Here is a 12,813-nt window from a genome sequence, read left to right as displayed (position 1 = left end):
TCCGGCGGATGTGCTGGTCTACCCCGGGACAACCCGATGGAGGAGACACGCATGAGCTACGCCGAGGTCAACGGCATCAACCTGTACTACGAGATCCACGGCTCCGGGAAGCCGGTGATCCTGCTGCACGGCGGGCTCGGCTCCGGCGAGATGTTCACCCCGATGCTGCCCGCGTTCACCGCCGACCACCAGGTGATCCTGCCCGACCTGCAGGGCCACGGCCGGACCGCCGACATCGACCGGCCGATCAGCCTGCCCGAGATGGCCCGGGACGTGGCGGCGCTCATCGACCACCTGGGCCTGGTGAAGCCACACGTGGTCGGGTTCTCCCTGGGCGCCGGGGTCGCCCTGCGCCTGGCGATCGCGGCGCCGGAGAAGGTCGGCCGGCTGGTGTCCGGGTCCGCCGGGATCCGGCGCAGCGCCTTCTTCCCGGAACTCCTGGAGCAGCAGGCCCAGGTCAACGGGGCGGCGGCCGAGTTCATGAAGGACACCCCGATGTACGAGCTGTACCAGCGGGTCGCGCCGAGGCCGGAGGACTTCCCCCGCCTGCTGGACAAGATCGGCGCGTCGATGCAGCAGGACTACGACCTGACCGAGGAGATCCGCGGCCTGCGGGTCCCCACGATGATCGTCGGCGCGGACGCGGACATGGTCCCGGCGAGCCACTGGACCGAGGTCTTCGCCCTGCTCGACGGCGGCCGGCGTGACGGCGGCTGGGACCGCTCCGGCCGCCCGAAGGGCGGCCACGCCCTGGCGATCATCCCCGGCACCACCCACTACGACATCCTGGACTCGCCGCTGTTCGCCCCGATCGCCCTGTCCTTCCTGACCCAGGACTGACCCGGCCGGGCGGGGGCGCCTGTGCCGGTCCGGGTGTCACGGGGCACCACGGGTCAGGACGGGCGCAGGGCGGCCAGGCGGGCGGCGGCCTCCCGTAGAACCGGCTCCTGTTTGCAGAAGGCGAAGCGGACCAGGGACTCGCCGGCTGCCTTGTTGTCGTAGAAGACCGAGGACGGGATGGCGACCACGCCGGTGCGGGACGGGAGTTCCCGGCAGAACGTCACGCCGTCGACGCCCAGGTGAGAGACGTCGGCGGTGATGAAGTAGGTGCCCCGGGGGACGAATACCCGGAAACCCGCCTCGGTCAGGCCCGTCGCGAGCAGGTCGCGGCGGGTCCGATGGGAGTCGCGCAAGCCGGTGTAGAACGACGGGTCCAGGGTGTCCAGGGCCTCGGCCACCGCGTACTGGAACGGGCCGCCGTTGACGTACGTCAGGAACTGTTTCGCGGAGCGGACCGCGGCCAGCAGTGGCGGGGCGGCCAGGACCCAGCCGATCTTCCACCCGGTGACCGAGAACGTCTTGCCGGCCGAGCTGATCGACACCGTGCGGTCGCGCATGCCGGGCAGGCCGGCCAGCGGGAGGTGCACGACGTCGTCGTAGACCAGGTGCTCGTACACCTCGTCGGTGATCACCACCAGGTCGTGTTCGATCGCGACGTCGGCGATCGCCTGCAGTTCGGCGCGGGACAGGACGGCGCCGGTCGGGTTGTGCGGGCTGTTGATCAGCAGGATCCGGGTGCGCGGGGTCACCGCGGCCCGCAGCGCGTCCGCGTCCAGGGCGAACGCCGGCGGGCGCAGGGTCACCGGCACCCGGTGGGCGCCGGCCATCGCGATGCAGGCGGCGTACGAGTCGTAGTACGGCTCCAGGGCGATCACCTCGTCGCCGGGGTTGAGCAGCCCGAGCAGCGCCGCCGCGATCGCCTCGGTGGCGCCCGCGGTGATCAGGACCTCGGTGTCCGGGTCGTACGACAGTCCGTAGTGCCGTTGCCGGTGCCCGGCGACCGCCGCCCGCAGTTCGGGGATCCCGGGGCCGGGCGGGTACTGGTTGCCCCGCCCGGCCAGGATCGCGTCGGCCGCCGACTGCAGCAGGCTCGCCGGGCCGTCGGTGTCCGGGAACCCCTGTCCGAGATTGATCGATCCGGTGGCGACCGCGAGCGCCGACATCTCGGCGAAGATGGTCGTCCCGAACTCGGCCAGGCGCTCGTTGCGCACGTGTCCCCCTAGGAAACGTATCCGCGTAGGTGCTGAGCCGTCACGGTATCGGCTTGCTCTACCAGCTGGGTAGGAGTGCCGGTGAAGACCACACGGCCACCGTCGTGCCCGGCGCCCGGCCCCAGGTCGATGATCCAGTCGGCGTGGGCCATCACCGCCAGGTGGTGTTCGATGACGACGACCGTGTTGCCGCTGTCGACCAGCCGGTCCAGCAGGGCCAGCAGCTGGTCGACGTCGGCCAGGTGCAGGCCGCTGGTGGGTTCGTCGAGCAGGTAGGTGGCGGTGCCGCCGCCCATGTGGACGGCGAGTTTCAGCCGCTGTCGCTCGCCACCGGACAGCGTGTTCAGCGGCTGCCCGAGGGTGATGTAGCCGAGGCCGACGGCGGACAGGCGCTCCAGGACGGTGCGGGCCGCCTTCTCGGTGAAGAACTCGACCGCCTCACTGACCGGCATCGCCAGGACCTGGCTGATGTCCCGGTCCCGCAACTTGTACTCCAGCACCTCGGCGGTGAACCGGCGGCCCTCGCACTCCTCGCACACGCTGGCGACCCCGGCCATCATCGCCAGGTCCACGTAGACCAGGCCGATGCCCTTGCAGTTCGGGCAGGCGCCCTCGGAGTTGGCGCTGAACAGCGCCGGTTTGACCTTGTTGGCCTTGGCGAAGGCGGCCCGGACGGCGTCGAGCAGGCCGGTGTAGGTGGCCGGGTTGCTGCGCCGGGAGCCGCGGATCGCCGACTGGTCGACGACGATGACGCCCTCGCGCCGGCCGATCGAGCCGTGCACCAGGGAACTCTTGCCGGATCCGGCCACCCCGGTCACCACGGTCAGCACCCCGGTGGGGACGTCCACGTCGACGTCCTGCAGGTTGTGGGTCCGCGCCTGCCGAATCGCGATGTCTCCGGTTTTGTCGCGGGGAACCTTCTTGAGTTCCACCCGGTGCCCCAGATACCGCCCGGTCAGCGTGGACGAAGCACGCAGCCCGGAAACTGTGCCCTCGAACTGGATCCGTCCCCCGTTCGGCCCCGCCCCGGGACCGATGTCCACCACATGGTCGGCCACAAAAATCGTCTCCGGCTTGTGCTCCACCACGAGCACCGTGTTCCCCTTGTCCCGCAGCCGCAACAGCAGCGAGTTCATCCGCTGGATGTCGTGCGGATGCAGCCCCACGGTCGGCTCGTCGAACACGTAGGTGATGTCGGTGAGACTGGACCCGAGGTGCCGCACCATCTTGACCCGCTGCGCCTCCCCACCCGACAGCGTCCCCGACTCCCGGTCCAGCGACAGATACCCGAGACCGATCTCGACCAGCGAGTCCAGGGTCTGCCGCAGTGTGGCCACCACCGGCCCGACACCCGGCGCCGTGATCCCGGACAGGAACGCCGCCAGATCACTGACCTGCATGGCCGAGCACTCGGCGATGTTGCGCCCGTCGATCCGCGAGTCCAGGACCGCGGGCTTGAGCCGGGCGCCGCCACAGTCCGCGCAGGAGGCGAAGGTGGCGGCCCGGTCGATGAAGGCGCGGATGTGCGGTTGCACCGATTCGCGGTCCTTGGCCAGGTACATCCGCTGCACCTTCACCACGAGTCCCTCGTACGTCGTGTTGATGCCGTTGACCTTGACCTTGGTCCCGCTCCGGTGCAGGAAGTCGTGCAGCTCCTGCTCGCTGAACTCGCCGACCGGCTTGTCCGGGTCGAACAGCCCGGACTCGGCGTAGGCCCGCACGTACCAGCCGTCGACGCTGAAGTTGGGCACGGTGATCGCACCCTCGTTGATCGACTTCGACCGGTCGACGAGCTGGTCGATGTCGAGTGTGGAGACCTTGCCGAGCCCTTCGCAGCCGGGGCACATGCCCTCGGCGTTGAACGAGTAGGCCAGCGCGCTACCCGCACCCGGTGTACCGAGACGACTGAAAATGATCCGGAGCAGCGTGTACGCGTCGGTAGCGGTGCCGAGGGTGGAACGGGCGTTGGCGCCCATCCGTTCCTGGTCGACGACGATGGCGGCGCTCAGATTGTGCAGCGCGTCCACGTCCGGCCGGGCCGGGCTGCCCATGAAGGACTGCAGGAACGCCGAATACGTCTCGTTGATCATGCGCTGGGACTCGGCGGCGATGGTGCCGAACACCAGCGACGACTTGCCGGAGCCGGAGACACCGGTGAAAACCGTCAACCGCCGCTTGGGTACGTCGAGCGAGACGTCCCGGAGGTTGTTCTCCCGGGCCCCGCGGACCTGAATGACATCGTGACCGTCTGCGATGTGCTTCACTCCGCGACAGTAGCCACGATTGCGGCCGGATTCTGTCCGTTACCCCGCGCGCCGACGGGCCCGGCGCGCGGCCAGCTCGTCACCCTCGGTCGCCTGCTGCGGAACGTCGATCCCGACCGGCTGCGGGCCCATGGCCGGCTCCGACGGCAGATGCGACAGCGAACCCTGGATCTCCTTGAACGCCCCGCCGATCGCGATCCCGAAGACGCCCTGCCCGCCCTGCAGCAGATCGACGACCTCCTCGGGGGACCGGCACTCGTACACCGTCGTCCCGTCCGATATCAGGGTGATCTCCGCCAGATCGTCCACCCCGCGCGAACGCAGCGTGTCGATGGCCCGGCGGATGTTCTGCAACGAGACCCCGGCGTCCAGCAGCCGCTTCACGACTTTCAGGACGACCAGGTCCCGGAACGAGTAGAGACGTTGGGTCCCGGAGCCCGACGCGTCCCGGACACTCGGCACCACAAGCGTGGTCCGGGCCCAGTAATCGAGCTGACGGTAACTGATGCCGACCGCCTGGCAAGCGGTCACTCCCCGATATCCGACTTCCCCGTCCTCGCCGACGAGTGGGCCTTCAAGAGGTTGCTCGTGCACGCGACTACCTCCCCGCGCCCATGATCAAAATCTAGGCGGTGTGCCGGTTCACCTGGACTTCACGAGCGTATATCTCAATCGGCACCGAAACATGGAGGTAACCGCTCGACACGCCGCTTCCGGGCTAAGGGAGACCGTCGATGCCAGCCTGGCCCTGTCCTGGCTCAACCCTGGCCGGGCCCTGACCGGATGCTGGCTCAGCCCGCGAAGTCCTCCGGCCTGACCTGGTCGAGGAACTCGCGGAACTTCTCGACCTCGTCCTCCTGCTCGTCCGGGATCACGATACCGGCCTCGGTGAGCACCTGGTCGGCACAACGGATCGGCGCGCCCACCCGCAGCGCCAGAGCGATCGAGTCGCTCGGCCGCGCGGACACCCGCAGGTTGTCACCGATCAGCAGATCGGCGTAGAAGACGTTGTCCTTCAGCTCGGTGATCTCCACCGCTTTCAACGGCGCCTTCAGCGCCGCCAGGATGTCCCGCAGCAGATCATGGGTCAGCGGCCGAGCCGGCTTGACCCCCTGCTGCTCGTAGGCGATGGCGGTCGCCTCGACCGCCCCGATCCAGATAGGCAGGTAACGGTCTCCGTCGACCTCCCGCAGCAACACGATCGGCTGGTTGCTGGGCAGCTCCACCCGGACCCCGACCACGCTCAGCTCGCGCACCGCCCGCCTCCGTGTCGTCCGTTTCGTGTCGTCAGTTTTCCGTGCCGTCAGTTTTTCGAGCCGTACCTTTTCACGCGGGAACGACCGTTTTGACAAAGCCGCCCGTACCTGCACGGTACACGCACACCAGAGGTGCCCGATCCGTGCGGCGACGGGTTCAGCGGCCCAACTCGCCCCGGAGCCCCGAGCGCACCAGAGCCGCGTGCAGACGCTGAGAGAGCGCCTGCAGCTCACGGGCGGTGTCGGCCGCCCGCGCCCGGGCCGCCGGGTCGTGCTGACGCGCCAGCGGGGCCAGCAACTGTGTGAACAGCCCCACCTCACGGTCCGCGGCGTTGCGGAAGGCACGCAGGTGCCGCACCTCCAGCCCGAACCGGGTCAGGCCCACCACCGCTTCCACGATGATCACCTGATCCGCGTCGTACCACCCCGGAGGGCGGGCCACGACCAGACCGGTCTGCTCCAGCTCGGCGAGCACCGCCTCGTCGACCCCGGTCCGCTCCAGCAGATCCGCTTTCGGGATCCGGCTGTCGGACAGATCCCGGGGCTGCTGGGTGCCCACCGCGACCAGGGTCGGCCGCTGCGGAGCCGGCGGCTCCTTCTCCATCCGGTCCAGCTGCTCCCGGATCACCCGCAAGGGGAGGTACTGATCCCGCTGCGCGGTCAGCACGAAACGCAGCCGGGCCACGTCGTTCCACGAGTACTTCCGGTACCCGGAGGCGGTGCGTTGCGGGTCGACAAGACCCTCCGCCTCCAGGAACCGCAATTTGGAGATCGTGGTGTCGGGGAACTCGGTGCGCAGATGGGCCAGCACCTCCCCGATGCTCATCAGCGCACCCTCACGCCCGTCCTGAGGACGCGAAGCCCCCGGGTCACGCGCTGCCGCCCCCGACGCCGTCACGCCCGGCCCTCGCCCTCCGGCCGCGGACCGGCGATGAACACCAGACGGAACTTGCCGATCTGGACCTCGTCGCCATTGCTGAGGGTCGCGGCTTCAACCCTTTCGCGGTTCACATACGTACCGTTGAGCGAGCCGACGTCGCGGACGGTGAAGAAGCCACTGTCCCGGTGGAACTCGGCGTGGCGGCGCGACACCGTCACGTCGTCGAGGAAGATGTCACTGTCCGGGTGACGGCCGCTGGTCGTCACGTCGTGATCGAGGAGGAACCGGGCACCCGCGTTGGGGCCGCGGCGCACCACGAGCAGAGCCATCCCCGGGGGGAGCGAGCCGGCCATCCGGCTCGGAACCACGTCCGTCTCGGGTCCCTCCAGCACCTCGTCAAGGGCGCCAAGGTTCAGCGTGGACGTGACGTCGAGCGGGGGGAACTCGTCGTCTGGGCGCGTCATGGACCACCTCACGGATCAGTTGGTCGTCGCCTCCCGGCGTGGGCGGCGACGTTGCAGCCCCGCCGAGGCCATTGCGGCCCGACGCACGACTATCGGTTTCAAAGGAATAACAGTTCTTCGTGTGCTCCGCGAGCCTAGTCAGCGCCAATATCGCAGAGCAACCGGACTCGCGGGAGAACGAATGGACGGGTATGAAAATGCCCCGCCGCGTCAGCTGTCGGTGTGATCAGCTTTCGGTGAGCGCACGATACGCCGCCGCGTCAAGCAGAGCCGCAACCGAAGCCGGATCCTCCGGCGCGATCTCGACCAGCCAGCCCGCCGCGTACGGCTCGCCGTTGATGATCTCCGGCTCGTCGGTGAGCGTGGCGTTCTTCGCCACCACCGTGCCGGCGATCGGCGCGTAGATCTCCGAGACGCTCTTGGTCGACTCGATCTCGCCGAGCGAGTCCCCCGCCTGCACCACCGTGCCCTCGTCGGGCAGCTGCACGTAGACGATGTCGCCCAGAGCGTCCTGTGCGAAATGGGTGATGCCCACCCGCACGGGCCCGCTGCCGTCACCGGCGACCCACTCGTGCTCCGCGGTATACCGCAGATCCTCAGGAATCAACGCTTCCTCCGTTAATCACGAAACCGGACGCGCGTATCGCAAGGCCGCTGCCTTGCGGACCACGGACACTTCGACCATGGAACGCGAGTCCATGGTCACGCTACCGCCGTCGTTCTTCGCCGACGCCACCACCCCGCCCGGGATCTGCAGCGCCGTACTCATCGTTCCGGACGGCCCGATCACCAGGAGGTGGAACGGACCGGTCAGCTGGTCCCCGTCGGCGATGATGCCGCCGCCCGAAGCATCCACGAAGAAACTCGACGCGACCACCCGCACCGCGCCGCCGTTCGCTCCGTTCAACTGCATCACCTCGCCGCCGGCGCCGCGCAGCTCCTGCACCGCGTTCAGCACGTCCGAGGCGCGGACATCGGTCAGGGTGATGTCCAGACCGGGGCCCCGCCCCGGAACCGTACCCGCCAGCAGGCCCAGTTCCTGACTGCGCTTCTCCGCCTCGGCGCGCGCCGCCTCGCGACCGGCCACACCCGACGTGAGCTGCTGTTTGCTCTGCTCCAGGCCCTGGATCTCGGCCAGCAGACGACTGTCCTGTGCCTCCAGATCACTGAGGATCCGGACCAGGTCCTCCTGCCGCGCCGCGGACAGCCCGTCGTCGGCGTCGTTGCTGCGCAGCTGCACCACCAGGGTGAACCCGAGCAGCGCCAGCAGCACCCAGATCAGGGTGCCCGCCGGAGCCGGCCGCCGCCGGGCCGGGCGATCAAGATCACCTTTGCCGGGGGCGGCGGAAATCGACGGATCGGGTGACGTGCTGTTCGTCTCCTCCACCACCGGAGTGGCCCGCGGCCCGTCGTCCGGCGCAGCCGTCAGCGGGTCCTTCGGAGGATCAAGATCAATACCACCGCTTGCCGGTACGCCGGGGAAAGCGCCCGCCAGCGGCAGAGCCGGCTCGTCGTCCCGCGCCACGATCCGGTGCTCGCCGGTGCCACTCACCGGCGGGACCACCCGGTGCTCCCCGGTACCGCTCAGGTGAGGAACGACCCGGTGCTCGCCGGTACCACCCACGGAGGGAACGACCCGGTGCTCGCCGGTACCGCCCACGGAAGGGACCACCCGGTGCTCACCCGTGCTGCTGATCACCGGCACGACCCGGTGCTCGCCCGTGCCGGGGTGCACCGGGGGCTTCGGGGGCACCCGGTGCTCACCCGTGCCGCCATGGAGCGCGGCCGTCGGCTCCTCGTCGTCAGTCATCGGTTACCTACGCCCTGAAGAGGTGACGTCGAATGGCCGCGACATTACCGAAGATCCGCACCCCGAGCACGACGACGACACCCGTGGACAGCTGACCGCCCACGCCGAGCTGGTCCCCCACGTACACGATCAGGGCGGACACCAGCACGTTCGAGATGAACGACACCACGAACTGCTTGTCGTCGAAGATCCCGTCCAGCTTGGCCCGAACTCCGCCGAACACCGCGTCCAGCGCCGCCACCACCGCGATCGGCAGGTACGGCACCAGCTCGGGCGGCACGGCCGGTTCGAACACGATGCCCAGCAGGACACCGGCGAGCAGGGCGAGTACGGCGATCATCGGCCGCCTTCCGTCACAGAGGGTTCCGGCCCACCCGAACCGGCGGCCGATGGCTCCACACTCGGCTCGGCGGACCGCAGTTTCAGGTCGGTCGCCGCCTCCAGGGTCACGTCCTTGGCCTTGGCCGCCTCGAACGAGATCCCGAACCGGGACGACAGCAGCTCGAAGAACTGCCCGGCGTACCCCTTACGGAAGTCGTCCGCCAGGTCACCGGGCCCGATCGCGACGATCTGGTACGGCGACGCCACCGGCCGGATGTCGACCAGGATCGCCTCGCCGGCCTGCCGGATCCGTGACGTCGCGGTCAGCCGCTGGCCGTTGATCGTGACGGCCTCGGCCCCGGACTCCCACAGCGCGTTCGCCGCCAGCTGCAGGTCGGTGTCCTTGACCTGCGCCTCGGTCCGCCGCTCGCCGGTCACCGCGTTCACCGAGGTGGGACCGTCGACGAGGGTGATCCGGGCGCCGGAGCCGCGCACCCTCGCCACCCCGGTGATCGCCTCCAGGTCACGCAGCTGGGCCACCGCGGCGCCGCCCAGCTCGCTCTCCCGCAGCGCCGCGACCTCGCCGCCCAGGTCGTCGGCCTTCTTCTGCAGGCGCTCGGTCTCGGACCGGCGATTCTGTATCTGGCCGATCAGGGTGTCCCGCGCCTGGGTCCGCGCCGGCTCCTCGTCGACGGTCTTCTGGTAGGCGACGACCAGCAGGAACCCGATCACCGACAACGTCAGCGCGGCGGCGGTCCGGGCGGACCAGCGGCGTGCGCCGGACCGTGGGCCCTCGGCCGCCCGGCGGGCCGCGGCGTCCGCGTACCCGGGGTCGAGCGGGTCCTGGAAGAGCGCGGTCAGGAAGTCCGGTCCGTACGTCCGCTTGCCCTTGGTCTTGCCGTCCGGGTCCGGTGGCCCCTCGGTCGCGCTGCCGACGGCGGCGAGCCGGTCGACGGCCGATCCCGCGGGGTCGGTCACGACGATTCCTCGCGGTCGGCCCGGATCACCCGGTACGCCTGGACGATGTAGAGCAGGCAGGCGCACCAGTACAGCCCGAGCGCCCACCAGGACAGCCCCCAGCCGACCGGCACCGCCCACCAGGACACCCCCGGCACCGCCTGCGAGAGCAGGATGATCGGGAACGAGGCGAGCAGCAGGAACGTGCCGGTCTTGCCGACGTAGTGCACCGGCGGCGGGCCGTAACCGCGGCGCCGCAGCACCAGCAGCACCACACCGAGCACCGCCTCGCGGGCCAGCAGCGCCCCGGTGAGCCAGAGCGGCACCACCTCACGCACCGTGAACCCGATCAGGGTGGCCAGGATGTAGAGCCGGTCGGCGAACGGGTCGAGCAGCTCACCGAGGCGGCTGACCGAATTCATCCGGCGGGCGATGTAGCCGTCCACCCAGTCGGTCGAACCGCCGATGGCCAGGACGATCACCGCTGCCACGTCCTGCTCGACACCGAGCAGCAGCCAGAGGAAGAGCGGGACGCCGAGCAGGCGGACGAAGCTGATCGCGTTGGGCAGGGTCCAGATCCGGTTGGAGGATTCGATGGACGGCGCAGGTTGCTGCGACATCGCGACTTCCTCTCCCCCTCGGCCGAGGCCCCCGCCCGGCTCGTACGCGGACCGGGGTGCCTGTGTATCTACGACCTCGATGTACTTATGTCCCGGTCGCCCGCCGAGCAACTATAACCAGCCGCGTCCGTTCACCCGACGCGCAGTCACACCGGCCACACTTCCTGGTCCGTCCTAGGAGGCTAGCCTCCAGAGTCAAGCGGCCCGCCGTCGGCCCCGTCTGGCCCGCATGTAGTCGTCGATCACGTAGCGGCCCAGCTCCTCGGCGTCCGGGCTGAACACCCGGCCGCCGTTGCGTTTCGCCACCGCGCCGACGAACCGTTGCAGCCCCGGATCCTCACCCAGCATGAACACGTTCAGGGTGGCGCCGTACCGGGTCAGCAGGTCCACCTCGTGCACCGTGGCGGTGATCGTCTCGGCCATCGGCGGCCACCAGAAGACCGCCTCGCCGTCCTCCTCCAGGTGCGCCGTCGGTTCACCGTCGGTGACCACCAGCACCACCGGTTCGGCGCCCGGATGCCGGCGCAGGTGACGGGCGGCCAGCTTCAGCGCGTGCTGGAGGTTGGTGCCCTTCTCCATGGTCGGCTCGATCGCGGCGAGTTCGCCCTGGCTGAGGTTCTGGGCGTGCAGGCCGAACCCGATGATCTGCAGGGCGTCCTGCGGGTACTTGGTGGCGACCAGGTGCGACAGGGCCAGCGCGGTCTGTTTCATCGGGCCCCAGCGGCCGTCGGCGTACATCGAGTAGGAGAGGTCCACACACAGCGCCACCGCCGCCGAGGCCCGCCGCTCGGTCTCGGCGATCTCGAAATCCTCCGGAGCCAGCCGTACGGGCAGGGGGCCCGTGCGTCCGGCAGCCCGGCGGCGGACCGCGTTCCCGATCGTGCGGACCACGTCGATCGGCTGGTCGTCGCCGAACTCCCAGCGCCGGGACGAGCCGATCAGGTCACCGGCGGCGCCCGCGTCGCGCATGTCGTGGCCGCCGCGTTTCCCGGCGACGTCGGAGAAGATCGCGGACAGGGCGCTCTGCCCGAGCCGGCGCAGCGCCTTCGGGGACAGCGTCAGCCCGTCGGCGTCCCGCTGCACCCAGCCCTGCCGGCGCAGTTCCCGTTCGAGTTCGCGCAGGCGGCGCAGGTCGTCGGCGGCGGACCGGCCGAGCTGCCGTTCGACCGCCTCCACGTCCACGTCGTCCAGGGTGGCGCCGGGGTGCTCCTGGCCGAGCTGGTCGATCAGCTCGTCCAGGTCGGCGATCTCGCCCAGGGCTTCGGCGGCGTCGCCGTACCCCAGGTCCTCGGATCCGCGCATCCGTTCGCCGCGGCCCCAGTTCAGGTTCGGGCGCAGCGACCGCAGGTTGTCGGTGAGTTCGCTGAGCTGCCCGCGCAGCGGCCCGTCGCCGAGCGCCTGGTCCATCAGGCCCTGCAGCTCGGCGCGCTGTTGCGGGCTGAGCGACCGCATCAGCCGTTCCGCGGCGGCGGCCTGGCGGGCGAGGGAGTCGATCAGCTCGTCGACGGTGCGCGGGTCGTCCGGGAAGAACCGCCCGTGCCGGTCCATGAACTCGCGGAACGCGTCACCGGTGTCCTCGCCCCGGGCATGTCTGCCGAGCAGCTCGTTGAGGTCGGTGAGCATCGCCGACACGTCGGTCATGTCGCCCTGCTGGAGCGCCTGTTTCATGCCGGCGAACCGCTGCTCGACCACCTCCTGCCGGAGCCCGTCGAGGATCTGCTGGTAGATCTGCCGGGCCTCGTCCGAGGCCCACTGGTAACCGGACAGCTCGGAGACGGCCTGGGACACCGAACGGGGCAGGCTGTCCAGCACCGTCTCGTTGAACCGGGCGCCGTCGTCGTCCCGGGCGGCCAGGGCGTCCCGTTCGGTGGCCAGGGCCTGGTCCAGCATCTGCCGGGCCCGGGTGACCGCGCCGTCCAGGTTGCCCCGGCGCAGCGCCTCGCGCCGCAGCCGCCGGGCTCGGTCGCGCAGCGCGTCGAGGCCGCGCCCGTCCCGGGGGCCGCGCCGGATCAGGTCGCGGAGCGCGTCGCGCAGGCTGTCGCCGCGCAGCACCCGCTCCCCCATGTCGTCGACGGCCGCCCGCACGTCGTACGGCGGCGCCAGCGGATCGGGCCCGTCACGCCAGGCGCCGTACCGAAAAACGTTCCCGCTCACGGCTCGCTCCGCCCGGTGCGGATGGTGGTGGTGCTG

The 12,813-nt window shown here is 70.1% G+C and carries 13 protein-coding genes; 1 reads left to right on the top strand and 12 read right to left on the bottom strand.

Going from position 1 to position 12,813, the window contains the following annotated elements; all coding sequences use genetic code 11:
* Positions 1–51 precede the first annotated feature (51 nt).
* Positions 52–840 carry an alpha/beta fold hydrolase gene (locus Aco03nite_RS03600; protein WP_203793125.1) on the top strand — a complete coding sequence of 263 codons (789 nt, stop codon included), beginning with the start codon at positions 52–54 and terminating at the stop codon, positions 838–840.
* Positions 841–893: 53 nt separating this feature from the next.
* Here Aco03nite_RS03600 and Aco03nite_RS03595 read toward each other — a convergent pair whose 3' ends face one another.
* From Aco03nite_RS03595 to Aco03nite_RS03540, 12 genes are all read right to left on the bottom strand, one after another.
* A complete protein-coding gene (locus tag Aco03nite_RS03595) occupies positions 894–2,051 on the bottom strand; it encodes a pyridoxal phosphate-dependent aminotransferase (RefSeq protein WP_275415811.1) in 1,158 nt (385 codons plus the stop codon).
* Between the two features lie 8 nt (positions 2,052–2,059).
* Positions 2,060–4,315, bottom strand: coding sequence for an ATP-binding cassette domain-containing protein (locus Aco03nite_RS03590; RefSeq protein ID WP_203793124.1), 2,256 nt, complete (start codon positions 4,313–4,315; stop codon positions 2,060–2,062).
* 39 nt (positions 4,316–4,354) lie between these two features.
* Complete coding sequence (locus Aco03nite_RS03585; RefSeq protein WP_203793123.1) at positions 4,355–4,909, bottom strand: MerR family transcriptional regulator; 555 nt, start codon at positions 4,907–4,909, stop codon at positions 4,355–4,357.
* A 197-nt stretch (positions 4,910–5,106) separates the two neighbouring features.
* Positions 5,107–5,571, bottom strand: coding sequence for a bifunctional nuclease family protein (locus Aco03nite_RS03580; protein WP_092540989.1), 465 nt, complete (start codon positions 5,569–5,571; stop codon positions 5,107–5,109).
* 157 nt (positions 5,572–5,728) lie between these two features.
* On the bottom strand, positions 5,729–6,397 hold the full coding sequence (ftsR, locus tag Aco03nite_RS03575) for a transcriptional regulator FtsR (RefSeq protein ID WP_239144887.1): 669 nt from the start codon (positions 6,395–6,397) through the stop codon (positions 5,729–5,731).
* A gap of 68 nt (positions 6,398–6,465) precedes the next feature.
* Entirely contained in the window at positions 6,466–6,915 is a 450-nt protein-coding gene (odhI, locus tag Aco03nite_RS03570) for an oxoglutarate dehydrogenase inhibitor Odhl (RefSeq protein ID WP_203793121.1), read from the bottom strand.
* A gap of 226 nt (positions 6,916–7,141) precedes the next feature.
* Entirely contained in the window at positions 7,142–7,522 is a 381-nt protein-coding gene (gene gcvH / locus Aco03nite_RS03565) for a glycine cleavage system protein GcvH (RefSeq protein WP_203793120.1), read from the bottom strand.
* A gap of 15 nt (positions 7,523–7,537) precedes the next feature.
* The gene (locus Aco03nite_RS52590; protein WP_239144886.1) at positions 7,538–8,725 is read right to left on the bottom strand and encodes a DUF881 domain-containing protein; all 1,188 of its coding nucleotides are present in this window, start codon (positions 8,723–8,725) and stop codon (positions 7,538–7,540) included.
* 7 nt (positions 8,726–8,732) lie between these two features.
* Positions 8,733–9,065, bottom strand: a complete 333-nt coding sequence (locus tag Aco03nite_RS03555) for a small basic family protein (RefSeq protein ID WP_092540980.1) — start codon at positions 9,063–9,065, stop codon at positions 8,733–8,735.
* Positions 9,062–10,024 carry a DUF881 domain-containing protein gene (locus Aco03nite_RS03550; protein WP_203793119.1) on the bottom strand — a complete coding sequence of 321 codons (963 nt, stop codon included), beginning with the start codon at positions 10,022–10,024 and terminating at the stop codon, positions 9,062–9,064. The genes Aco03nite_RS03555 and Aco03nite_RS03550 overlap by 4 nt, the downstream gene beginning before the upstream one ends.
* Positions 10,021–10,623, bottom strand: a complete 603-nt coding sequence (gene clsA, locus Aco03nite_RS03545; protein ID WP_203793118.1) for a cardiolipin synthase ClsA — start codon at positions 10,621–10,623, stop codon at positions 10,021–10,023. The genes Aco03nite_RS03550 and clsA overlap by 4 nt, the downstream gene beginning before the upstream one ends.
* Before the next feature lie 195 nt (positions 10,624–10,818).
* Complete coding sequence (locus Aco03nite_RS03540; protein ID WP_203793117.1) at positions 10,819–12,777, bottom strand: vWA domain-containing protein; 1,959 nt, start codon at positions 12,775–12,777, stop codon at positions 10,819–10,821.
* Positions 12,778–12,813: the final 36 nt, after the last annotated feature.

It is taken from the genome of Actinoplanes couchii (assembly GCF_016862075.1).
GTDB classification, from domain to species: domain Bacteria; phylum Actinomycetota; class Actinomycetes; order Mycobacteriales; family Micromonosporaceae; genus Actinoplanes; species Actinoplanes couchii.
The sequence above is the reverse complement of the archived record's forward strand: the minus strand, read 5'-3'. Positions and strand labels throughout refer to the sequence as shown.